Origin of the sequence: Consotaella aegiceratis, assembly GCF_036541425.1 — a bacterium.
Classification (GTDB): Bacteria; Pseudomonadota; Alphaproteobacteria; order Rhizobiales; family Rhizobiaceae; genus Consotaella; species Consotaella aegiceratis.
The window spans coordinates 43,111-64,712 of record NZ_JAZHFT010000006.1 but is presented as its reverse complement, the minus strand read 5'-3'; the positions used below and the strand labels follow the sequence as shown (position 1 = coordinate 64,712).

Annotated in this window: 20 protein-coding genes and 1 tRNA gene; 9 read left to right on the top strand and 12 right to left on the bottom strand. The window is 66.2% G+C overall.

The genetic code is table 11. The annotated features are described in order from the left end of the window. Positions 1–30 precede the first annotated feature (30 nt). The 4 genes from SMD10_RS06365 to SMD10_RS06350 all read right to left on the bottom strand — a co-directional run bounded on the left by SMD10_RS06365 (position 31) and on the right by SMD10_RS06350 (position 5,415). Entirely contained in the window at positions 31–939 is a 909-nt protein-coding gene (locus SMD10_RS06365) for an ABC transporter permease subunit (RefSeq protein ID WP_331684826.1), read from the bottom strand. A gap of 4 nt (positions 940–943) precedes the next feature. Continuing rightward, complete coding sequence (locus SMD10_RS06360; protein WP_331684825.1) at positions 944–1,864, bottom strand: ABC transporter permease subunit; 921 nt, start codon at positions 1,862–1,864, stop codon at positions 944–946. Between the two features lie 60 nt (positions 1,865–1,924). Continuing rightward, positions 1,925–3,481: a glutathione ABC transporter substrate-binding protein gene (locus SMD10_RS06355; RefSeq protein WP_331684824.1), complete on the bottom strand. Its 1,557-nt coding sequence runs from the start codon at positions 3,479–3,481 to the stop codon at positions 1,925–1,927. Positions 3,482–3,543: 62 nt separating this feature from the next. Further along, positions 3,544–5,415 (bottom strand): ABC transporter ATP-binding protein, encoded by a 1,872-nt coding sequence (locus tag SMD10_RS06350; protein WP_331684823.1) that lies wholly within the window; start codon positions 5,413–5,415, stop codon positions 3,544–3,546. Between the two features lie 185 nt (positions 5,416–5,600). Between SMD10_RS06350 and SMD10_RS06345 the strand changes: the two genes are divergently transcribed. Both SMD10_RS06345 and SMD10_RS06340 read left to right on the top strand, forming a co-directional pair. Further along, a complete protein-coding gene (locus SMD10_RS06345; RefSeq protein ID WP_331684822.1) occupies positions 5,601–6,530 on the top strand; it encodes an isoaspartyl peptidase/L-asparaginase family protein in 930 nt (309 codons plus the stop codon). A gap of 141 nt (positions 6,531–6,671) precedes the next feature. Then, entirely contained in the window at positions 6,672–7,652 is a 981-nt protein-coding gene (locus SMD10_RS06340) for a LysR substrate-binding domain-containing protein (RefSeq protein WP_331684821.1), read from the top strand. Here the strand turns inward: SMD10_RS06340 and SMD10_RS06335 are convergent. The 5 genes from SMD10_RS06335 to SMD10_RS06315 all read right to left on the bottom strand — a co-directional run bounded on the left by SMD10_RS06335 (position 7,609) and on the right by SMD10_RS06315 (position 11,296). Continuing rightward, a complete protein-coding gene (locus SMD10_RS06335; protein WP_331684820.1) occupies positions 7,609–8,682 on the bottom strand; it encodes a P1 family peptidase in 1,074 nt (357 codons plus the stop codon). The genes SMD10_RS06340 and SMD10_RS06335 overlap by 44 nt on opposite strands. Before the next feature lie 18 nt (positions 8,683–8,700). Beyond that, positions 8,701–9,525 (bottom strand): M55 family metallopeptidase, encoded by an 825-nt coding sequence (locus tag SMD10_RS06330; protein WP_331684819.1) that lies wholly within the window; start codon positions 9,523–9,525, stop codon positions 8,701–8,703. A gap of 344 nt (positions 9,526–9,869) precedes the next feature. Beyond that, entirely contained in the window at positions 9,870–10,187 is a 318-nt protein-coding gene (locus tag SMD10_RS06325) for a hypothetical protein (protein WP_331684818.1), read from the bottom strand. A 447-nt stretch (positions 10,188–10,634) separates the two neighbouring features. Beyond that, positions 10,635–10,710: transfer RNA gene (locus SMD10_RS06320), tRNA-Ala, on the bottom strand. A 199-nt stretch (positions 10,711–10,909) separates the two neighbouring features. Further along, positions 10,910–11,296, bottom strand: a complete 387-nt coding sequence (locus tag SMD10_RS06315; RefSeq protein ID WP_331684817.1) for a TIGR02300 family protein — start codon at positions 11,294–11,296, stop codon at positions 10,910–10,912. Positions 11,297–11,540: 244 nt separating this feature from the next. On the opposite strand from SMD10_RS06315, the gene aroA reads away from it, so the two are divergent. From aroA to rpsA, 4 genes are all read left to right on the top strand, one after another. Beyond that, on the top strand, positions 11,541–12,902 hold the full coding sequence (aroA, locus tag SMD10_RS06310; RefSeq protein WP_331684816.1) for a 3-phosphoshikimate 1-carboxyvinyltransferase: 1,362 nt from the start codon (positions 11,541–11,543) through the stop codon (positions 12,900–12,902). Next, positions 12,899–13,378: a hypothetical protein gene (locus SMD10_RS06305; RefSeq protein WP_331684815.1), complete on the top strand. Its 480-nt coding sequence runs from the start codon at positions 12,899–12,901 to the stop codon at positions 13,376–13,378. The genes aroA and SMD10_RS06305 overlap by 4 nt, the downstream gene beginning before the upstream one ends. Continuing rightward, complete coding sequence (cmk, locus tag SMD10_RS06300; protein WP_331684814.1) at positions 13,375–14,004, top strand: (d)CMP kinase; 630 nt, start codon at positions 13,375–13,377, stop codon at positions 14,002–14,004. The genes SMD10_RS06305 and cmk overlap by 4 nt, the downstream gene beginning before the upstream one ends. A 287-nt stretch (positions 14,005–14,291) precedes the next feature. After that, the gene (gene rpsA, locus SMD10_RS06295) at positions 14,292–16,016 is read left to right on the top strand and encodes a 30S ribosomal protein S1 (RefSeq protein WP_331684813.1); all 1,725 of its coding nucleotides are present in this window, start codon (positions 14,292–14,294) and stop codon (positions 16,014–16,016) included. Positions 16,017–16,238: 222 nt separating this feature from the next. On the opposite strand, the gene SMD10_RS06290 is transcribed toward rpsA, so the two are convergent. The 3 genes from SMD10_RS06290 to SMD10_RS06280 form a co-directional block, all read right to left on the bottom strand. Then, the gene (locus tag SMD10_RS06290) at positions 16,239–16,859 is read right to left on the bottom strand and encodes an HAD family hydrolase (protein ID WP_331684812.1); all 621 of its coding nucleotides are present in this window, start codon (positions 16,857–16,859) and stop codon (positions 16,239–16,241) included. Positions 16,860–17,007: 148 nt separating this feature from the next. Further along, positions 17,008–17,409, bottom strand: a complete 402-nt coding sequence (locus SMD10_RS06285; protein ID WP_331684811.1) for a RidA family protein — start codon at positions 17,407–17,409, stop codon at positions 17,008–17,010. 8 nt (positions 17,410–17,417) lie between these two features. Further along, positions 17,418–18,563 carry a DSD1 family PLP-dependent enzyme gene (locus SMD10_RS06280; RefSeq protein ID WP_331684914.1) on the bottom strand — a complete coding sequence of 382 codons (1,146 nt, stop codon included), beginning with the start codon at positions 18,561–18,563 and terminating at the stop codon, positions 17,418–17,420. Positions 18,564–18,691: 128 nt separating this feature from the next. On the opposite strand from SMD10_RS06280, the gene SMD10_RS06275 reads away from it, so the two are divergent. From SMD10_RS06275 to galK, 3 genes are all read left to right on the top strand, one after another. Further along, positions 18,692–19,606: a LysR substrate-binding domain-containing protein gene (locus SMD10_RS06275; protein ID WP_331684810.1), complete on the top strand. Its 915-nt coding sequence runs from the start codon at positions 18,692–18,694 to the stop codon at positions 19,604–19,606. A 144-nt stretch (positions 19,607–19,750) separates the two neighbouring features. Beyond that, positions 19,751–20,197 carry a hypothetical protein gene (locus SMD10_RS06270; protein WP_331684809.1) on the top strand — a complete coding sequence of 149 codons (447 nt, stop codon included), beginning with the start codon at positions 19,751–19,753 and terminating at the stop codon, positions 20,195–20,197. A 268-nt stretch (positions 20,198–20,465) separates the two neighbouring features. Then, positions 20,466–21,572: a galactokinase gene (gene galK / locus SMD10_RS06265; RefSeq protein ID WP_331684808.1), complete on the top strand. Its 1,107-nt coding sequence runs from the start codon at positions 20,466–20,468 to the stop codon at positions 21,570–21,572. The last annotated feature ends 30 nt before the right edge of the window (positions 21,573–21,602 follow it).

The following is a 21,602-nucleotide window of genomic DNA, read 5'->3' as shown; positions in this document are numbered from 1 at the left end:
CGGCGACGATGCCGGACTTGCGCTGCCCCGTCAGGCTTCGTTGCCGAGCTTGGGATCCAGCGCGTCGCGCAGGCCGTCGCCCAGCACGTTGAAGGACAGCACCGTGAGGAAGATGGCGAAGCCGGGGAAGAACGTCAGATGCCATTGCCCGGCCATCAGGTATTGGCGGCCCATGGCCAGCATCGCGCCCCACTCCGGCACCGACGGCTCGACGCCCAGACCGATAAAGCTCAGGCTGGCGGCCGTCAGGATGGAGGTGCCGATGCGCATCGTCAGGTAGACGATGACGCTGCCCATGACACCCGGCAGGATATGGCGGAACATGATGATGGCATCCGACGCGCCGGCGGCACGCGCCGCCTCCACATAGGTCGTCTCCTTCAGCGCCAGGGTGCCGGCCCGCACGATGCGGGCGAAGGCCGGCACGCCGAAGATCGCCACCGCCAGGATGACGTTCTCGATGCCGGGACCGAGAAGCGCGATGATGCCGATCGCCAGCAGGATGCCCGGAAACGCGAACAGCACGTCGGAAATGCGCATGATGAGGGAATCGAGCCAACCGCCGTAATAGCCGGCGATGAGCCCGAAGACGATGCCGAAGACGGCGCCCAGCGATACCGAGACGAAACCGATATAGAGCGACAGCTTGGCCCCGAAGAGCAGCCGGGCGAAGATGTCCCGGCCGAATTCGTCGGTGCCCGCCCAATGCTGCAGACTGGGGCCGCTGAGCGTGTTGGAATAGTCGAACTGGTCCGGCGTATAGGGCAGGACGAACGGCCCGACGAGCGCCACGGCGAGCATGAGGATGAGAAAGCCGGCGGCGACGAGCGCCAGCCGCTCGTTGCGCATCCGCCGCCAGAACTCGCCGAAGGGCGAGCGCATCGCCGCCTTGGGCGGCAGCGCGGCCGGTGCAACGGGGGAAGAGATCACTTCGGTCATCGCGCTACTTGTAGCGAATTGCCGGATTGATGAAGCCGTAAAGCACATCGACCAGCAGGTTGATCAGCAGGAATTGCAGGGAGAACAGCATGATCTCCGCCTGCACGACGGCATAGTCGCGATAGGCGATCGCTTCCACCAGGACCGAACCGAGGCCCGGCCAGCGGAAGACCTGTTCCACCACGATGGACCCCCCGAGCAGGAAGCCGAATTGCAGCCCGGTCATCGTCACCACCGGAATCAGCGCATTGCGCACCGCATGCTTCCAGATCACCAGACGATTGCGCAGGCCCTTGGCGCGCGCGGTGCGGATGTAATCCTCGCGGATCACCTCGATGACGGCCGAGCGGGTGAAGCGCGCCATGACGGCCGCCACCGCGGCTCCCAGGGTCAGCGACGGCAGGATCAGGTCGGCCGGACTGTCGAAGCCGCTGGTGCCCAGCCACCGCAGCTTGACCGAGAACACCTGCATCAACAGGATGCCGAGCCAGAAGTTCGGCATCGAGATGCCGGACACGGCCGCCAGCATGCCGACGCGATCGGCCGCGCTGCCGCTGCGCACCGCCGACACCACGCCGACCAGCAGCCCGAACGCCAGCGACCAGGCCAGCGCGCAGATCGACAGCCAGAAGGTCGGCATGAAGGCCCGCGCCAACATGTCGTAGACCGGCTCGTCGGTGCGCAGCGAATGGCCGAGCTGAAAGGTGACGAGGTTTTTCAGGAAGGTCACATATTGGACGAACAGGGGTTGGTCGAGATTGAGGGCGCGCCGCACCGCCTCGACGTCCTGCAGCGTCGCCTGCTCGCCCGCCAGCAACCGCGCCGGATCGCCCGGCAAGGCATGGACGAACAGGAAGACGAAGATCGAAATTAGAAAGAGCACCGGCACCAGCGCCAGCAACCGCCGCAGGACATAGCGTGTCATGGCGTCCACTCCCGGACCGAGGCCCCGACCGGAACGCCGGTCGGAGCCAGGGCCATGTCCCTACTGATAGGCGGCCTCGGCATAGGCCATGGTCCCATCGGGCATCGGATAGATGCCGGTGAGGTCGGAGCGCTGCCCCGCCATCTTGTTGTCGACGGCGAGCCAGACGACGGGCATGTCGGCCCAGATCTGCTTCTGGGCGTCGGCATAGGCCTCGCCGCGCACCTCGTCATCGGCCGAGCTCAGGCCCTTGGCGATGTCGGCGTCGACCTTTTCGTTGGAATAGAACGACATGTTGTAGATCTTCGGGATCCAGCCTTCGGTGCTGTAGACCGGGCGCAGATGCCAGTCGGCGTCGCCGGTGGACGGCGACCAGCCGCCGATCAGGATGCCGAATTCCTGGTCCTCGGGCGCGATGTTGCCGAACACCTTCTCGGTGCGCGTCGCGGCCTCGAGCGGAAAGATCTTCACCTTCACGTTGATCTGAGACAGCTGCTGCTGCAGGAACTGCAGCATGCGGGTTTCGGTCGAGGTGTTGCGGGCCCAGGCCTCGATCTCGAAACCATCCTCGTAGCCGGCTTCCTTCATCAGCTCGCGCGCCTTCTCCAGGTCGGTGGGATAGGGCGTCTGGGCCGAATAGAACGCGGTCTTGGAGGCGAGGGGCGAATCCGGCACCTGGGCGTGGCCGGAATAAACGACCTGCACGAAAGCATCCTTGTCGATCGCCAGATTGAAGGCTTCGCGCACGCGCGGATCCTGGAATTCCTTGTGCAGCAGGTTCATCGAAGCCGTCCAGACGGTGATGCCGGGAACCTCCTGCACCTCGTAGCCGTCGGTGTTCTCGATGGTCTGAACGAGCTCGCCGGACAGGTTATAGATGAACTGCACCTCGTCGGAGAGCAGCATCGACAAGGATGTCGCGGCTTCCTTGACGGTGTAGAATGTGACCTCGTCGACCTTCGGATAGTCCGGCTTCCAATAGTGGTCGAACTTCTCCACCGTCAGATACTCGCCCGGAACCCACTTCTTGAACTTGAAGGGGCCGGTGCCGACCGGGTGCTTGCCGACATCTTTGCCGTATTCCTCCAGCGACTTCGGGCTGTGCATGACGATCGAGGGGTGAGCCAGGGTCGCCAGCATCGCGCCGAACGGCTCGCTGAGGGTGATCTTCACGGTGTATTCGTCGATGACGTCGGTCGACTTGACGATGCTCATCATCGAGTTGCGCTTGAGATTGTTGGACTGGTCGGCCAAACGGTCGATATTGACCTTCACCGCCTCGGCGTTGAACGGCGTCTCGTCGTGGAAGACCACGCCGTGACGCAGATGGAAGGTGAACTCGGTGGCGTCGTCGTTGGCTTCCCAGCTCTCGGCCAGCATCGGTACCAGCTTCATGTCCTTGTCGAAGCCGATCAGGCGCTCCATCATGCCGCTGGACGCCGAGGCCACGGCGTTCGCCGTGCTGTCGTGCGGATCCAGCGTGTCGAGGGTCGAATCCATGGCGATCTTGACGCTCGTCTGGGCATAGGCCGCCGTTGGCGGCGCGACCGCTGTCGCCAGCCCCAGGGCCAAGCCCGCGGCGGCGGCCCATCTCGTCAAACTGTTCAGAAACTTCATTCCACTCTCCTTGTCGGGGGCACGTTTTGTCTTGGTCGCATCGTCTACGGCAAGGGCGGTCGTCAATCCGGCCGTCCACCCTCCTGAGCCACGAAGTGATCGCTGCCGACGGCAACGAATCGCGACAGCGCCGGCGGATCGGACAGGCTCCGCAACGGGCTGGGGATCTCGCCCGTGATCAACGGCCGGTCGCGGTTGCGCAGGTCGGGATCGGGCACCGGCGCGGACGCCATCAGCCGGCGGGTGTAACTGTGGCGCGGGTCCTCGAACACGCGGTGGCGGCGGCCGTGTTCCACGACCTGGCCCAGATACATCACCGCGACCCGGTGGCTGACGCGCTCGACCACGGCCATGTCGTGCGAGATGAACAGGTAGGAGACCCCGAAGCGGCGCTGAAGGTCGATCAACAGATTGACGACCTGGGCCTGGATCGACACGTCGAGCGCGGAAACCGCCTCGTCGGCGATGATCAGCTTGGGATTGGTCGACAACGCCCGGGCGATGGCGATGCGCTGGCGCTGGCCGCCGGAGAAGGTGTGCGGATAGCGACGGGCATGGTCGGCCTCCAGGCCCACCTGCTCGAGCAGCCAGACGGCGCGATCGAAGGCGGCGGCCTTGGTTTCGATGCCGTGGATGAGCATCGGCTCGCAGATCGAAAATCCCACCGTCAGCCGCGGATTGAGCGACGCATAGGGATCCTGGAAGATGAACTGGATCTGCCGGCGCAGGCGGCGCAGAGCCTGCGGCGTGATCAGCGACAGGTCGCGGCCGTCGAAGAAGAGGGAATCGAAGCTCGAGTCGACGAGGCGCAGCAGCGAGCGTCCGGTCGTCGACTTGCCACAGCCCGATTCGCCGACCAGCCCGAGCGTTTCGCCTGGCCAGATGTCGAGGTCGATCTGTTCGACCGCGTGGACGCGATGCTTGACCCTTCCGAGCAGGCCGCTCGGAACGTCGAAGCGGGTGGTCAGGCCGCGCACCGACAGAAGCGGCGGCGTGGAATAGTCGATCGGCCTGGCCGGCGCGGCTTCGGCCGGCGCCGTCGCCCCGCCGACCGCCAGCCGTTCGAACGGCGCCGGCTCGGTGGTGCCGGTCATCGCGTTCAAATGCGGCACGGCGTCGAGAAGTGCGCGGGTGTAGGGATGTTTGGGCGCCTTGAAGATGGTCTGGACGTCGCCCTCCTCCACCCTTTCGCCCCGGTACATCACCACGACGCGGTCGGCGACCTCGGCGACCACGCCCATGTCGTGGGTGATGAAGAGCACCGCCATGTCGCGGCTCTTCTGGATGTCGCGGATCAGCCGCAGGATCTGCGCCTGGATGGTGACGTCGAGCGCCGTGGTCGGCTCGTCGGCGATCAGCAGTTGCGGATTGCACGACAGCGCCAGGGCGATCATCACGCGCTGGCGCATGCCGCCGGACAGCTGATGCGGATAGTTCTTCAGGGCGGCGCGGGGATTGGGGATGCGAACGGTCTCGAGCATCTCTGCAGCCAGCGCGGCCGCCTCCCGGCGCGTCTTGTTCTGGTGGGTGACGATCGCCTCGATGATCTGCTCGCCGATCCGCAGAACCGGGTTGAGCGAGGTCATAGGCTCCTGGAAGATCATGGCGATGTCGTTGCCGCGCAGACGCCGGGAAGCTTCCTCGTCGAGGCTCTCGATCGCCATCGTCGTGCCGTCGCGGCGGCGAAGGCGAATGGCGCCGTCGACGATATGCCCGCCGCCGAATTCCACCAGGCGCATGATCGAGAGCGCGCTGACCGACTTGCCCGACCCCGATTCGCCGACCACGGCCACCGTCTCGCCGCGGTCGATGTGCAGATCGAGCCCCTTGACCGCCCGAAAGGCCTTGTCGCCCTCGCCGAACGCGACCGTCAGACCGGCGACGTCGAGCAAGGCGGTCTCATGGGCGTTCGACGGCGACACGTTGCCTGACATGCGGGGCGGTACTCCTGACAAAAAAAGCGCCACTGCCAATATTGAGGCAGCATTGAAAGGGACGGATCGCGCTGTTGTCCAAGGCGGAATCGGTATGCCCCATGCTAACTTTGCATAGTGTCGCGATTGCCGCTCTCGGGCTCTTGGCGCTAGAGCTTTCGCTCCCTCGAGAAAGGCGAAGCCGAATGGACAAGACGAACTGGGCCTTGGCACTGCATGGCGGCGCCGGAACGATCCTCAAGGAACGGATGACGCCGGACAAGGAAGCGGCCTATCGTGCGGGCCTGGACCATGCGCTGGCCCAGGGCCGCGCCGTGCTCGAGGCGGGCGGTGCGTGCGAAGCCGCGGTGGAGGCCACGGTCGTGGCGCTGGAGGACAATCCCCTGTTCAACGCCGGCAAGGGCAGCGTCCTCACCCGGGATGGAACCGTGGAAATGGACGCTGCGATCATGCGGGGGCGCGATCTCGCGGCCGGATCGGTCACCGGCCTGCTGCACGTACGCAATCCGGTGCGTCTGGCCCGGCTGGTGATGGACGGTTCCGATCACGTGATGCTGGCTGGCGCCGGAGCCGAGCGCTTCGCCCGAGAGGCCGGCGCCGTCATGGTGGAGCCGGCCTATTTCGAGATCGAACTGCGCCGCAGCCAACTCGCCGAGGCGCAGGCCAAACAAGAGATCAGCCTCGACCACAACGACCACAAATACGGCACGGTCGGTGCGGTCGCGCGCGACATCCACGGCAATCTCGCCGCCGCAACCTCGACCGGCGGCATGACCAACAAGCATCCCGGCCGCATTGGCGACAGCCCGGTGATCGGCGCCGGCACCTATGCGAACGACCGCGGCGCGGCCGTCTCCGCGACCGGCCACGGCGAGATGTTCATCCGGCTTTCGGTGGGCCGCGACATATCGGCGCTGGTGGAATATGGCGGGCTCAGCCTGGATCAGGCGGTCGCCCGAAAAGTTCTGGAAGAGCTGCCGGCCATCGACGGCCGCGGCGGCGTCATCGCCGTCGGTCGGACCGGCGCGCCGGTGCTCTGCTTCAACACGCCCGGCATGTATCGCGCGGCGCAGGTCGAAGGCGGCGAGGCGCTGATCGGCTTCTACGCCGATTGAGGGCCGGCCGGGCCTCAGTTTCGCCGATCATCGTCGCTAGCGCCTTGAACGGAACGACAATTTCGCCTCGCCGACGGCGGCCGCCATTGAGCATGATGCAAGATACGCATACCCTATGCAGAGACATGCGAGGGGCGCGGGTTGGAACTCAGTTGGCTGGAAGACTTCGTCGAATTGGCGGCGGTGCGCAATTTCTCGGTGGCCGCCGCCGCCCGGCATGTCAGTCAGCCGGCGTTCAGCCGGCGCATTCGAGCGTTGGAGAATTGGGTCGGCGCCGAGCTGATCGACCGCAGCAGCTTTCCGGTTTCGCTGACCACGGCCGGCGAGACTTTTCTCGAATCCGGGCGGGAGCTGATGCGCGAGATCTACCGGCTGCGCGACGATTGCCGCCAGCAGGTGGCGTCGGACGGCGAGGCGCTGACCTTCAGCGCGCTGCATACGATCGCGCTCAGCATTTTTCCCGATCTTCTGCGCCGGATCGAAGAGAAGGCCGGTCCGTTCGTCACGCGGATGAACGCCACCGATTTCTACGACAGCCTGGAGGCGCTGTCGCTCGGACGGTGCGAGATGGCGCTGTGCTATGCACATCCTCTCGGTCCGCCGGTCCTGCAGACGGGGCGCTTCCTGTTCAAAAAGATCGCGATCGATCCCTTCGTGCTGGTCAGCGGCACGCAGACGGGTGGACAGCCGATCTTCGAACCGGCTTCGGACGCCGGCAGCGAACCGCTGCCGCTGGTGTCGTATTCGTCGGACTGTTTCCTCGGCAAGATCCAGGCCGAACTCGTGCTTCAGTTGCGCCAGCGGGGCATCAACGTGCGCACCGTGTTCGAGAACTCCATGTCGGAAGCGGTCAAGCGGATGGTGGAAACCGGCAAGGGTGTCGGCTGGCTGCCGCTGAGCGCGACGCGGCGCGAACTGGCCGACGGCCGGCTGATCGCGCTGGAGGCGGGCGTCGAGCGCGTCGAACTGGAGGTTCTTGTCTATCGCCGGGTCGGCGCGAGTTCGCCGACGATGGAGCGGTTCTGGGCGGCGATACCGGCCACCGAACCCGGTACGGCCGTACGGCGAGCCGACGCGCCTAGGACGGCGAAGACCGGAAGCGGTCGAGCCCGCGACGGATAACGTCGAGATCCAAGGCGCGGACGGTGTTCGCCTTGCCGGAGGCCGCGTTGAAGCCGTGGACGGTCTCGGCCATGCAAAGCGAATTGAGGATCGCCTCCTCCACCGCCTCGATGGCCGCCTCGAAAAGCGGCGACATCAGATCGTTGGGCAGGGTCGGACAGTCGGTCACCGCGCGCCGCCGCTCGGGCGTGCGGCGCAGGCCTTCGGCGGTGGAAAAGGCCAGCGCGTAGTCGCCGGAGCCGTTGCTGAGGGCGGCGCCGGTGCGCGACAGACCGCCGACGGCGCGGCGGGCCAGCCGGCGCAGGCCGCTCGCGTCGAGCGGCGCGTCGGTGGCGATCACCATGACGATCGATCCGTCGCGATCGTGCTCGGCGAGCGCCTCGTAGGGCAACCCGTCGATCCGCAGCCGGCCGCCGTAGTTCGACTGCACCAGGACGCCCAGCCGGTAACGGTGGCCGGCTGCAGGTACCAGGCGCGAACTGCTGCCGATCCCGCCCTTGTGGCCGAACGCCACGGTGCCGGTGCCGGCCCCGACCGCGCCCTCGGCGACCGGTCCCGGCGCCGCAGCGGCGATCGCCGCCTCGATCTCCTCGATCGTCGGCCGGCCGGCGCGAATATCGTTCAGGCGGGCGTCGTTGGTCTCTCCCACCGCGGCGTTGATCGACACGACGCCCTCGTTGCCCGGCTGCGCCAGGGTCCAGCGATTGACGGCCTCGACGGCGCGACCAACGGCCAGCGTGTTGGTCAGCACAATGGGCGTCTCGATCTCGCCCAGCTCTTCGATCTGGGTGGCGCCGGCAAACTTGCCGTAGCCGTTGAACACGTGCAGCGCCGCCGGCACCTTGTCGCGAAACAGGTTGCCGGAGTGCGGCCGGATGGCGGTGGCGCCGGTGCGGATGCGGTCGCCCTCGACGAGCGTCACATGGCCGACCGCCACGCCCTCGACATCGGTAATGGCGTTCTGAGGACCGGGCTTGAATGCACCGGGAGCGATGCCGAGGGCGCGCAGGCGGCAGCGGGAATTGGACATGATCGTTCGCTTGCCCGATCAGCGCAGAACCGCACTGCCAATCAGTGCCAGCGCGCTCAGAGTGCCGATCACCTCGCGGTGCGAGCCGAGCGTGAACTCGATGGCGCGGGGTCCGCGGCGCGTGATGAACGGTAGAAGCGCCACCGCGTCAGCCTGGATCTGATGCTGGAACAGCACCGAGACGGTCAGCGGCGGCTTGGAGAGGATTTCCACCGGGGCGGTCGCGGCACCCTTGACGGCGGCGGCGACCTCGGCCTCGATCAATTGGCGCGAGGCCTGCGGCGACAGGCTGTCGGTGGCGCTGGCGCCCAGCGCCTGCTTGACGACGATGCGCCGGGCGGCTGGAAACTGCTCGGCGACCTCGTCGGCAAGACGATCGTCGCCGCTCACCGCCAGGAGGGGTACGCCGAGTTCGGCGGCATAGCCGGCATAAAGCGTCGTTTCGTTGGTGTAGACGCCGTTGATCTCGATGCGACGGAAGGCGAGCCCGCTGATCGTGTGGGACAGCGTGCCGTAGCCGTCGGCACCGGCGTGATAGCCGATGAGGACCACCCCGTCATAGGTCTCGTCGAGACCCTGCGCCATCGACAGGGGCCGCGGCTTGCCGGCGACGAGACGAGCGCGCGGATCGAGCTCGTCCGCCAGGATGTTGCGCATCTGTCCGTGCGAGTCGGCAATCAGCACGGTGTTGGCGCCACCGGCGAAGGCGCCGGCCACGGCGGCGCTGGCCTCGGCCGTCATCAGCCGGCGGGCGGTCTCGTATTCGGGGTTGCCACGGGAGCCCTGCAAGCCTTCGCTGACGCCGGCGACCCCCTCGATATCGACAGAAATGAAGATCTTCATGGCAGGCCTCGCGACGGTGTCAGGGGGATTGAGCAGGGTGGGCCCCCAGTATTAGGCCAGCATTCGACAGTCGGCAAACGATCTGGAGCCCCTTTTGCAATGCCCTAACGGCGAGCCGCGCCGGGTCGGTCAGGTCTCTCCGTTGCTGGTGACGCCATACGGCGTCGATTTTCCGATATCGGCGCTGGCCCGTCAGTGACTGGATCGATGGCTTGATGTGAGAGCCGCATCTGTTCGCCGAGGCATCTCACGACGAGAGATCGAGTCGGTCCCATGTCGAAAGGGCCCGACGGACGATCCGCCGGGCCCTTTCGTCGATCTGCAATGATAGGACGTCGATGCGATCAGTTCGTGTAGGCAACGACGTGGCCCGGAAGAACGCTGATCGCTTCGAGGCCGCTGGGATCGACGCCCTGCGAGCGCAGAGCCTGTTCCAGTCCGGGATTGGCGGCGATCGTCTTCTGGAGAGCGGCCGCGGTCGGGCGGGCGCTGAAGACCCCAGTCGTATTGAGCAGGTCGTCGTCGTCAGAGGCGGCCGAATGTGGCACGTTCACCAGCGTATATCCGTTCGAAGAACCGGGGTGGAACAAGCTGGCAGCCGAAACGGCCGAAGTACCCGTGGCAATAAGAGCGCCGGCGGCGACAATAGCAGCAATTTTCATTTTGATATTTCCTTCATTCAACTATTTATGACGACGTTTTTACGTCTGTCTCGTGATGGGCTAGATGTGGTTTGCTGGATGCCGCGGCGCTAGATTGATTTCGCGAACAGCCTGTTCCGGGATCGGGACACTGGCCGATGGAACTCACGCAGTGCTGTCGCGACGGCTCCTGCCGCAGCGAGATAAGGTCGGGCGCGTTCGTAGGGCTGCCGACCGAGTGCTGCGCGTCGGCTCGAAGGAGCGATTAGGCAGTCGAGGATGCAACGTCGTCAGGTTCGGCGCAGTGCACCGATCCGCACCGTCTCCTACAGAGCGGTTGGGCGATAAATGTCGCCCCAGCGGCGCGTCGATCTCCAGCCCGCTTCGGGCAGCGGCCACCGGCCCAGACAGAGCCCAAGGTCCCGGCTTGCGGGACCCTCGATCGATATCAGAAGTCTAGCAGGAAAATGGTGGAGCCAAGGGGAGTCGAACCCCTGACCTCTTGAATGCCATTCAAGCGCTCTCCCAACTGAGCTATGGCCCCATCCGGCAAGATCGGCAGAGCCGTCTCGCTGTCGTCAAAAGGCCGTTTGGGCGCGGCCTCGTGGTAACGGCGGTTCATTACTGAAGCCGCCGGCCAAGATCAAGCGGCATTTGGTGAAAAAGCGGCGGCGCTCAGAAATTCCTCCGCCGTGCGGCCTCGCAGGACGCCGCCGGCCGAAGCGGCGGTGTCACGCGGTGCCTCAGTCTTCATCCTCGTCGCGACTGCCGATGATGTCCGACATGTCGTCGTCATCCTCGTCTTCCTCCAGGAAGGCGTCGTCGCTGGTGTCGCCGGCATCGGAATCATCGTCGTCGTCGTCGATATCGGGCAGGTTGTCGTCTTCCGCCGCGCTCTCTTCGTCCTCGACATCCGACAGCGAAACCGTGTTCGGGGTCTCCGCCGCCTCGACGACGTCGGCCTCGGCCTCTTCTTCCTCGGCGTCGGGCCGACTGCTTTCGCTCTCGAAATAGGATCGGGGATAGGAGACCCCGGTATAGGGGGACACGATCGGATCCTTGTTCAGATCGTAGAATTTGCGTCCGGTTTCCGGGCAGATGCGCTTTGTGCCGAGTTCAGGTTTCGCCATCGTCGCCTCGTCGTGGGATGCTGGTCTGCGGCCAACACCTTTAAAATCGGTTGGTCCCATACGGATTCACCATGGCCTTGTCAAAGCCGCAGAGCAGGCTTTTCGGCAAAGCGTGACGAAGGGCGTTTCCGCATGATAACGAACGCGCGCCGATTACGCCGGAAACGGCGCCGCTATGGAGCGCCGACGACACCCGCGTCGACCCGGCTTTCCGGTGGCCGCCCGGCACAGAGCAGGAGAAATCATGACGCGAGAGCTTTCGGCACCGACGCCGATTCGCGCGCGCCGGGCAGGCGCGCTCAACGGCATTGCGCGGGTGCCCGGCGACAAGTCGATCTCCCATCGCGCGCTGTTGTTCGGCGGCCTCGCTGCGGGCCGGACTTGCATCACCGGCCTGCTCGAGGGCGAGGACGTGCTGGCGACCGGCGCCGCCATGCGGGCCATGGGCGCGGTGATTCGGCGCGACGGCGAAGCGTTCGTCGTCGATGGTGTCGGCAATGGCTGCCTGCTCGAACCGGAAGCGCCGCTCGACTTCGGCAATGCGGGCACCGGTTCGCGGCTGACCATGGGCCTCGTCGGCACCTATGATTTCGGGGCTACCTTCATCGGCGACGCCTCTCTGTCGAAACGGCCGATGGGCCGGGTGCTCGATCCCCTGCGGCTGATGGGCTGCCAGGTCGTCGCGCGCTCGGGCGATCGGATGCCGCTGTCGATCCACGGACCGCGCGTCGCCGCGCCGATCACCTACCGGGTGCCGATGCCGTCGGCGCAGGTGAAGTCGGCCGTCCTGCTCGCCGGTCTGAATGCGCCGGGTGTCACGACGGTGGTCGAGCCGGTGCCGACACGCGACCACACCGAGCGGATGCTGGAAGGTTTCGGCGCCGAGATCGAGGTCGAAATCGACGCCGAAGGCGCGCGCCACATTCGCCTCACCGGCCAGGGCGCGCTGATCGGCGTCGCCGATTTCGTCGTGCCGGGCGACCCGTCCTCGGCCGCTTTTCCGCTGGTCGCCGCGCTCGTGGTGCCGGGTTCCGACGTGACCATCGAAAACGCGCTGATGAACCAGACGCGTACCGGACTGATCGAAACGCTGCTGGAGATGGGCGCCTCGATCGAGATCGGCAACCGGCGGATGGCCGGCGGCGAGGAGGTTGCCGATCTGCGCGTGCGGCACTCGTCGCTGAAGGGTGTGGCCGTTCCGCCGGAGCGGGCTCCGTCGATGATCGACGAATATCCCGTGTTGGCGGTGGCCGCGGCCTTCGCCGAGGGGGAGACGCTGATGCAGGGTCTCGAAGAGCTTCGGGTCAAGGAGTCGGATCGCCTGGCGGCCGTGGCGGCCGGCCTTGCCGCGAACGGCGTCGCGCATGAAGCGGGCCGCGACTGGCTCAAGGTGACGGGGCGCCCCGACGGCAAGGGGCTGGGCGGCGGACTGGTGGAAACCCATCTCGACCATCGCATCGCCATGAGCTTTCTCGTCCTCGGCATGGCCACCGAGCGTGCCGTGACGGTCGACGACAGCCGCATGATCGCCACCAGCTTCCCACAGTTCGAACCGCTCATGCGCGGCCTGGGCGTCCATCTCGAACGGCCGAACGCGAGGGGATGAGTGCGTTTTTTGCCACGGCGGTCTTTGGGTTCCGGCTTCTCTTCAGTCCCCTCGGCGTGGCGCTCCTTCTGTTCACCCCGCTGGCCGTCGTCTATGCCATCCGTAAGGCCGCCAAGGTCAAGCGCAGGCTGATCGCCGGACGAAGTCGTGCCGTCGAAATCGCGTTGGCGCTGGTTTCGGCGGGTGTCGTGGCCGCCGCGATGACCATGGCCTTCCTGCAGAATTGGCAGCCGGTCTTCAGCGCGTCGGACCAGCAGATCGACTTCTACACCGGTCATGGGCTCGCCGACGTTCTGATCTGGCTGGTTCTGGCCGGTGGCGCCGTGCTGCTCGCCCTGTTCTTCGTGTCGGTCCCCTTCGTCATGGGCAATGTCGGCCTGGTCATTGCGCTTGTGCTCGACGGCATGGGCATCATAGACATCGAGCCTGCCAAGGAGCCGAAGCCGGGCGAGCCACCAACCGAGACAGCATCATGACCCAACCGCTCACCATCGCCATCGACGGACCCGCCGCATCGGGCAAGGGAACGCTCGCCCGGCGCATCGCTGCGGCTTACGATCTCGATCATCTCGACACCGGACTGACCTATCGGGCCGTGGCCAAGGCGCTGCTCGACGCCGGCGCCTCGCTGGACGACGAGGCGGCGGCGGTGCGTGCGGCGCGGGTGCTGGATCTGGCGGCCCTCGATCCCCGGGTGCTCTCGGATCACCTCATCGGCGAGGCAGCCTCCAAGGTGGCGGTGATGCCGGGAGTGCGGAGCGCTCTGGTCGAGGCGCAAAGGCAGTTTGCCGGGACCGGCCGCGGCGCGGTGCTCGATGGCCGTGACATCGGCACGGTGGTGCTGCCGGACGCCTCGGTGAAGCTCTATGTGACGGCGAGCGCAGAGGCTCGGGCCACTCGCCGCCACGCCGAAATCGCCGCGGCCGGCGGCGACGCCAGCCTGGACGACGTGCTGGCGGACTTGCGGCGTCGCGACGAGCGCGACATGGGCCGCGCCGACTCGCCGCTCAAGCCCGCGGCCGATGCGCACTTGCTCGATACCAGCGAAATGGATATAGAAGCTGCGTTTCGTGCGGCCTGCGACCTGATCGATCGTCGCTAGCCGAGGAAAAATGAGGCATGAGGGCGGTCCTGGCATCAGGGCGCGCCCTTTTCTGGCATGGAGATGTGGCTGTCGAAAGCGACCGTCCCCATGTTCGATGAGGAGTTGTAACCCTGCATCCGGCCGGTCCGCCGCGCCAAACGAGAGGCCGAGGCTGAAGCCAAACCCCTTTCGCGCCCGCTTGAGCCGTCACGGCCCGCGGGCTGGATCGCCCGCGATGCGTCGATGAACACGAACCCAAGTTTGGCGCAGTCCGGCCGAAGCGGCCGGACATCCAAGGAGAAAGAATGTCGAATGTAACGCAATCGCGCGACGCCAGTCCTTCGCGCGAAGATTTCGCGGCGATGCTCGAGGCGTCGTTCCAGGACCATGACGTTGCCGAGGGCTCCGTCGTCAAGGGAACGGTTGTCGCCATCGAGAAGGACATGGCCGTCATTGACGCCGGTCTGAAGGTCGAGGGCCGGGTGCCGCTGAAGGAATTCGGCGCCAAGGGCAAGGATGGCGAGCTGAACGTCGGCGACACCGTCGAGATCTATGTCGAGCGCATCGAGAATGCGCTGGGTGAGGCCGTGCTGTCGCGCGACAAGGCGCGCCGCGAGGAGAGCTGGGTCAAGCTCGAAGAGAAGTTCAACGCCGGTGAGAAGGTCGAGGGTCAGATCTTCAACCAGGTCAAGGGTGGCTTCACCGTCGATCTCGACGGCGCCGTGGCCTTCCTGCCGCGCAGCCAGGTCGACATCCGTCCGATCCGCGACGTGACGCCGCTGATGAACACGCCGCAGCCGTTCCAGATCCTCAAGATGGACAAGCGCCGCGGCAACATCGTCGTGTCCCGCCGTACCGTCCTCGAAGAGAGCCGGGCCGAGCAGCGTTCCGAGATCGTCCAGAACCTCGAAGAGGGTCAGGTGGTCGAGGGCGTGGTCAAGAACATTACCGATTACGGTGCGTTCGTCGACCTCGGCGGCATCGACGGCCTGCTGCACGTGACCGACATGGCGTGGCGCCGCGTCAACCATCCGACCGAGATCCTGCAGATCGGCCAGACGGTGAAAGTGCAGATCGTCCGCATCAACCAGGAAACGCACCGCATCTCGCTGGGCATGAAGCAGCTCGAGGCGGATCCTTGGGACGGCATCGGCGTCAAGTACCCGATGGGCGTCAAGGTCACCGGCCGCGTCACCAACATCACCGACTACGGTGCGTTCGTCGAGCTGGAGCCGGGCATCGAGGGCCTGATCCACGTCTCGGAGATGAGCTGGACCAAGAAGAACGTCCATCCGGGTAAGATCCTGTCGACCTCCCAGGAGGTCGAGGTGGTCGTGCTCGAGGTCGATCCGGTCAAGCGCCGCATCTCGCTGGGTCTCAAGCAAACCCTGCAGAACCCGTGGGAAGCCTTCCGCGACGCGCATCCTGTTGGCACCGTCATCGAGGGCGAGGTCAAGAACAAGACCGAATTCGGCCTGTTCATCGGTCTCGAAGGCGACGTGGACGGCATGGTCCATCTTTCCGACCTCGACTGGAACCGTCCGGGCGAGCAGGTGATCGAGGAGTTCAACAAGGGCGACCTCGTCAAGGCCCAGGTGCTCGACGTCGACGTCGACAAGGAGCGCATCTCGCTCGGCATGAAGCAGGTGGCGGGCGATCCGTTCGTCAATGCGGCCGAGGGCGGCGAAATCCGTCGTGGCTCGGTCGTCACCTGCGAGGTGACCGCGATCAAGGATGGTGGCCTCGAGGTCAACATCGCCGACACGGATCTCACGAGCTTCATCCGCCGCGCCGATCTCGCCCGCGACCGCGACGAACAGCGCCCCGAGCGCTTCTCCGTCGGTCAGAAGGTGGACGCGCGCGTCACCCAGTTCGACAAGAAGGCGCACCGCATCGGCGTCTCCATCAAGGCGCTGCAGATCGCCGAGGAGAAGGAGGCCGTGCAGCAGTACGGCTCGACCGACGCCGGCGCTTCGCTGGGCGACATCCTGGGCGCCGCGCTGCGGGGCCGCCAGGACGACGCCGAATAGGATCCGTCCGGCCCATCATTCGGGCCGGTCGTTCGATAAGAAAGCCCGCGGGACAGCTGTTCCGCGGGCTTTTCGATTCGTGGAGCGCCCCCGCACCCGGCAGGATTTCCTCCGGGGCCCTCGGGGATGGAGGTTCGGAACCGTAGGCTTTCAAAGGCGCGGCTCAGGGCATCAGAGGCAAGGCGGCGGGATATCTTCAACCCCGGCGACCGTGCGCCGCGATCAAACGATTCCCTCCAACGCCGCGTCGAGGCTGCGGCCTTCGCGAAGTGGCGCCGGTCCTCCCCGCGCCGGGAGCCCCACCCGGTTATGCCATACGACCCGCATGCCGACGTTTGCGGCACCGGGCACGTCGGCGCTGCTTCCCGCGACGAAGACGGTCTCTTCGGGTCCGACCCCCAGGGCGGCGAGAACCGCCCGATAGGGCTCGGGTCGCGGCTTGTAGTAGCCGGCCTCTTCCGACGTGACGACGGCATCGAAGGGAACGCCACAGCGGGCTGCCGCCTGGCGACCCAGTTCGATCGAACAGTTGGTGGCCACACCCAGCAGGAGGCCGTGCGCCTTCAGTCGGCGGAGCGTTCCAGGCGCTTCGGGCCAGGGCTGGAGCGTATTCCAGCTTTCACGCAGTGCAGCCGGGGCATCGGGTCGAAGGCCAGCGTCCCGTGCCGCCTCGGCCACGAGCGTTTCATAGGGCCGGTAAGCGCCACAGCCATAGGTCAGTTCGAGGTAACGGGCGCGCCAGCGGCGGCCGTCCTCGTCGCTCCCGGCGGCCGCGTTCCAAACCGACCAACTGTCGAGCAGGGCGGTGAGCAGGTCGAAGACGACAGCTTTCGGCGTGTTCATGAAGTCCTCCGCGATCGATGGATGTGTGGTCGCCCCGTGCGGCCACGGACAAGGGCCGGGTGAGGCCGAGTACGGAGGCGTCCCGCACCCTGGACAAAGCCACAGCCCAAAGGAAAGAGCCCCGGTCGGCGAGGCGGTGTCCTTCGCCTCAGCCTTCGCCGCGACCGCGAACGGCGATCGCTTCGAGTTCGACCTGACAGCCGAAGTGGAGCTCGGGAACGGGAACGATCGTCCGAGCCGGCCTCGCATCGCCGAAAGCCGCCGCATAGGTCGCGTTGAAGGCGGGCCAGTTCTCGACGCCGACGATATAGGCGGTGACCCGCAGGACATGCTCGGGCCCGCTGCCGGCGGCCTTTAGAATGGCGAAGACATTGGCCAGCGCCTGCCGGGCCTGATCCTCGAACGGTTTGTCGGCCAACCGGGTCCCGTCCGGCAGCGACGGAAGCTGCCCGGAGACGAAGACGAGGTCGCGCCAGGCCGTTGCCTGGGAATAGTGCCCCGCGGGAGCCGGCGCGTCCGGCGTGCCGATCCGTTCGATCCCATCTGTCATCGTCGATCTCACCATCCGTTGATCCGTGGCCAGACCGCATGGATCCGGCCGTCGCCATCGAGCACGTGGTATCGGTTGTGCTGAGCCGCCGTGGCGCAGGCGTGGTTCGGCAGGATCCGGACACGCGCGCCCACCGGCAGTTCGGGCAGGACGGCTTGCGAGCCCGGCCGCACGGCGACGATGCCGTGCTCCTGGCTGGTATCGGCGAGGATGAGGTCCGGATAGGGACGGCCGGCCAGGTCACAGACCAGACCGTAGCCCTGATCGATCGCCTGCTTGGCCGTGCCACGGTCGCGTGACATCGCCATCCAGCCGCCGTCGACGATGATCCAACCCTTGGCCCGCTGATGGCCTATGACGGTGGCGAGAACCGACAGCGCGATGTCGTCGATCGCGACCGCGCCGACACCAGCTTGATAGAGGTCGCCGACCATGAAGACGCCGGCACGAACCTCGGTCACGCCGGTCAGATCGCGCGCATACCGCGCTGTCGGCGTCGATCCGACGCTGACGACCGGGCAAGATAGCCCTGCCGACCGAAGCGTCTGTGCGGCGGTCACCGCCGCCAGGCGCTCGTGTTCGGCGGCCGCGGCGATGTCTTCGGGGTCATCCAGCGCGTAGCTCTCTCCGGCATGGACGAGGACACCGCGCAACTCCGCCCCGCCTGCGAGCAGGCGATGGCCGATCGCCAGGAGCGTGTCCGCATCATCGGCGCCGACACCGGAGCGGTGGCCGTCGGCATCGACCTCGATGAAGACGGCAAGCGCGTCGCCGGAGCGGACACTATGCGCGGCGACGGCGTCGGCCTGTTCGACGCTGTCGAGGACGATGGCAAGATCGACGCCGCGCGAGCGAAGGGTCGATACGCGGTCGAGCTTGCCCGGTGCGATGCCGACGCCGTAGACCATGTCGACCACGCCGCCCTCGGCAAAATATTCGGCTTCCTTGAGGGTGGAGACCATTGCCGGTCCCCGCGGCGTCTCCATGGCGATGCGTGCGACGTCGATCGATTTGGCGGTTTTGAGATGCGGGCGGAAGGACACGCCGAGACGCCTCAGACGCGACCGCATGGCTTCGACGTTGGCGCGAACCCGGCCTTCATCGAGAAGCAGGCAGGGCGTCTGGACGGCATCCGAATCCAGCGCCGCGGACATCGGCTGGTTGGCGGGCTTCAAGGCGGAGGAGGCCACGGCGATCCTTTCTGTCGATTGCCCGCAGAAAAACACCGCATGGGTCGATTGACCATTAACGATTGCTAATTGGTGCATTAAGGTCAAACTTAATGCTCTCGCCGGACGATCTTCGCTTCTTCATCGCCGTCGCCAACGCCTCGTCCCTGGCGGCGGCGGCACGCGCGCTTAACGTCTCGGCGCCGGCGGTGACCCAGCGGCTGCATGCGCTCGAAGGCCGCCTGGGCACGCACCTGATCGATCGGAAGGGACGCCGGCCGACGCTGACCGATGAGGGGGAGCTGCTTGCCGAGCGCGGACGCGCCGTTCTGATCGCGCTGAGCGAGTTGGACGAGGCGCTCGCGGAACGCCGGGGTCAGGTGACGGGGCATTTGCGCATCATCGCGCCGCTCGGCTTCGGGCGCCGGTACGTCGCGCCCATCGCGGCGTCCTTCCAAGAGGAGCATCCGCACGTCAAAATCGATCTGACGTTGTCGGACCGCCTTGCCGGCGTCCCGTCGAGCAGCTGGGATCTGGCGGTTCAGGTCGACGAGCCGCGAAACGCCACGCCGAGCCTCATCATGCGCACCCTTGCGAGCAACGCCCGCCTGGTCTGCGCGGCACCATCCTATCTGAAGGCGTTCGGCACGCCCGTGGCTCCGCAGGATCTGCAGGCCCACTCCTGCATCGCCCTGCGTGAGAACGACGAGGACGTGACCTTGTGGCGGTTCGGGACGCTGGGCGGTGGGCCGGACGTCAGAATTCGGATTCAACCGCATCTGGCGAGCAATGATGGCGAGGTCGTGCGAACCTGGGCGCTCGCCGGCCGCGGCATCATCGTCCGCTCCGAATGGGATGTGGCAGACGATCTGCGGGCCGGGCGGCTGGTCAGGATTCTTCGGGATCATCCGCTGCCGGATGCACCGGTCATCGCGCTCCTCGGATCCGGGCACCAGGCACGGGCGGCGCGGACCGGCCGATTTCTCGACGCTCTCGCGAATGCCCTGAACCCGGTTCCCTGGCGCTGAGGCGCTGCTGGCGTTCGCGCTGACGCCTCTCCAGTCATCGATAGGGCGGGAAAATCCAGTTTCGATCCAGCCTCAGGTCAGCTTTAACCCAGGATTCACCACGCTCGGGCATGCTCGAAGCCGTTGTCAACGGCGGCCGGTTCGATGGTTCTGCGTCAAGAGAGGCTCGGTGGTCTGGACTTCGGGGACATCCTCGAACAGGTCTGGCATTCGGGATGTGAAGAGGTGGCCGACGATGCTCTTTTCCGGCGGCCGTCCGACAGCTTCTTTCAGGCGTTGAGCGGCCTGCAGCCCGGCCCGATTCCGGCCGGCCCGCAGACGGCTCGCCAGGACTATGCCAACAACGGCCGCCCGTGGGCCGAGCCCGCACCGCCGAGCACCGACCCGGATCAGATCGCCCTCGAACTCGGACCGCTCGACCGGCTTTCGATCGGTGAGTTGCGCCGGCTGCGTCGCCAGTTCGCGGCCACCAACCATCCCGACCGTGTCGGCCCAGGCCTACGGGACATCGCAAATCGGCGCATGACGATCGCCAACGCCCTGATCGACACGGCAATGTCGGCGGCTGCGGAGGTTGCTTCCTCCTCCTGAAGCCGCTTGGCTGAAAGCTCCGGCGCGGTGTTCCCTACCTCGTTCGGCAGAAAGCCGGCGAGTACGGCAAAACAGCGCAAGACGCCGGCGGCCGTTACAATTCGTGTTGCATCCGCTTGGCGATTGGCCCACATCCGTGCGATCTGTTGCCGTGCCTGGCGTGCCGCGGAGGGCGATACGCCGCCAACCGTCCGTTTGGCCGGCTTTCCCGGTCCCCGCCATTGTCGCGAGCGCCCGCCGCCGCATTCCATTCATTGCCGAGACCCCTATGAGCCATTCCTATTTCGCTCCTGGCCGCGTCAATCTGATCGGCGAGCACACCGACTACAATGACGGGTTCGTTCTGCCGGTGGCGCTGGACCTGGCGACGACGGTCGCCATCGACAAGCGGGCCGATCGGCAGGTCCAGGTCGAAACGGCGATGGGCGGCGCATCCTTCTCGTTCGATCTCGACGAAGCCGATCCGCAACCCCGTCACGACTGGACCGACTACGTTCGCGGCGTCGCCATCATGCTGGAGCGGGAGGGCTATCGTCTCGCCGGCGGCGATCTTTCGATCGACAGCACCGTGCCGACGGGTTCGGGTCTGAGTTCGTCCGCCGCGCTCGAGGTCTCGGTCGGCTACGCGCTGCTTCAGGCCTCCGGCCAGTCGATCGCATTGCCGCGGCTGGCGCAGCTCTGCCAGAAGGCGGAAAACGAGTTCGTCGGCACGCGCTGCGGTATCATGGATCAGTTCATCTCATGCTGCGGCGAGGCCGGCCACGCGCTGCTGATCGACTGTCGCAGCCTCGACTATCGGCCAGTGCCGCTGCCGGACGAGGCGCGGGTGGTGATCTGCAACTCCATGGTCCACCACCAGCATTCGACCGGCGAATACAATCTGCGCCGTCAGGAATGCGAGCGCGGCGTCGAGCTCCTGAAGCCGGCGCTCGGCGGCATTTCCGCGCTGCGCGACGTGACGGAGGCGATGCTGGAGACGCATCGCGACCTCCTGCCCGAGCTCACCTATCGGCGGTGCCGTCATGTCGTCACCGAGAACGCCCGGGTTCTGGCGGCCGCCGAGGCCCTCGGCGCCGGCAATGCCGCGGCGTTCGGCGAATTGATGAAGCAGTCGCACGTCTCGATGCGCGACGACTACGAGATCAGCTGCAGGGAAATCGACATTATGGTCGACCTGGCGCTCGGCGAACCGGGCGTCTATGGCTCGCGCATGACCGGCGGCGGGTTCGGCGGCTGCACGGTCAGCCTGGTTGCGGCCGACGCGGTGGACGCCTTCGCGTCTAGGCTGACGGAGCGCTATCAGGCGGCCACGGGCATCGCCCCGCAGGTTTTCGCCTCGATCGCCGGTCCGGGCGTCGGGCCGGTCGAAGCGTAAGGGCTTCGCGACCCGGACAGATTGCCCGCC

Coding starts and splice junctions, on each gene's coding strand:
- SMD10_RS06315 (WP_331684817.1), bottom strand. CDS start 11,296: ATGGCGAAACCTGAACTCGGCACAAAGCGCATCTGCCCGGAAACCGGA.
- SMD10_RS06365 (WP_331684826.1), bottom strand. CDS start 939: ATGACCGAAGTGATCTCTTCCCCCGTTGCACCGGCCGCGCTGCCGCCC.
- cmk (WP_331684814.1), top strand. CDS start 13,375: ATGACCCAACCGCTCACCATCGCCATCGACGGACCCGCCGCATCGGGC.
- SMD10_RS06270 (WP_331684809.1), top strand. CDS start 19,751: ATGGTTCTGCGTCAAGAGAGGCTCGGTGGTCTGGACTTCGGGGACATC.
- SMD10_RS06305 (WP_331684815.1), top strand. CDS start 12,899: ATGAGTGCGTTTTTTGCCACGGCGGTCTTTGGGTTCCGGCTTCTCTTC.
- SMD10_RS06290 (WP_331684812.1), bottom strand. CDS start 16,859: ATGAACACGCCGAAAGCTGTCGTCTTCGACCTGCTCACCGCCCTGCTC.
- rpsA (WP_331684813.1), top strand. CDS start 14,292: ATGTCGAATGTAACGCAATCGCGCGACGCCAGTCCTTCGCGCGAAGAT.
- SMD10_RS06335 (WP_331684820.1), bottom strand. CDS start 8,682: ATGTCCAATTCCCGCTGCCGCCTGCGCGCCCTCGGCATCGCTCCCGGT.
- SMD10_RS06280 (WP_331684914.1), bottom strand. CDS start 18,563: ATGTCCGCGGCGCTGGATTCGGATGCCGTCCAGACGCCCTGCCTGCTT.
- aroA (WP_331684816.1), top strand. CDS start 11,541: ATGACGCGAGAGCTTTCGGCACCGACGCCGATTCGCGCGCGCCGGGCA.
- SMD10_RS06285 (WP_331684811.1), bottom strand. CDS start 17,409: ATGACAGATGGGATCGAACGGATCGGCACGCCGGACGCGCCGGCTCCC.
- SMD10_RS06360 (WP_331684825.1), bottom strand. CDS start 1,864: ATGACACGCTATGTCCTGCGGCGGTTGCTGGCGCTGGTGCCGGTGCTC.
- SMD10_RS06275 (WP_331684810.1), top strand. CDS start 18,692: ATGCTCTCGCCGGACGATCTTCGCTTCTTCATCGCCGTCGCCAACGCC.
- SMD10_RS06355 (WP_331684824.1), bottom strand. CDS start 3,481: ATGAAGTTTCTGAACAGTTTGACGAGATGGGCCGCCGCCGCGGGCTTG.
- SMD10_RS06345 (WP_331684822.1), top strand. CDS start 5,601: ATGGACAAGACGAACTGGGCCTTGGCACTGCATGGCGGCGCCGGAACG.
- SMD10_RS06330 (WP_331684819.1), bottom strand. CDS start 9,525: ATGAAGATCTTCATTTCTGTCGATATCGAGGGGGTCGCCGGCGTCAGC.
- SMD10_RS06325 (WP_331684818.1), bottom strand. CDS start 10,187: ATGAAAATTGCTGCTATTGTCGCCGCCGGCGCTCTTATTGCCACGGGT.
- galK (WP_331684808.1), top strand. CDS start 20,466: ATGAGCCATTCCTATTTCGCTCCTGGCCGCGTCAATCTGATCGGCGAG.
- SMD10_RS06350 (WP_331684823.1), bottom strand. CDS start 5,415: ATGTCAGGCAACGTGTCGCCGTCGAACGCCCATGAGACCGCCTTGCTC.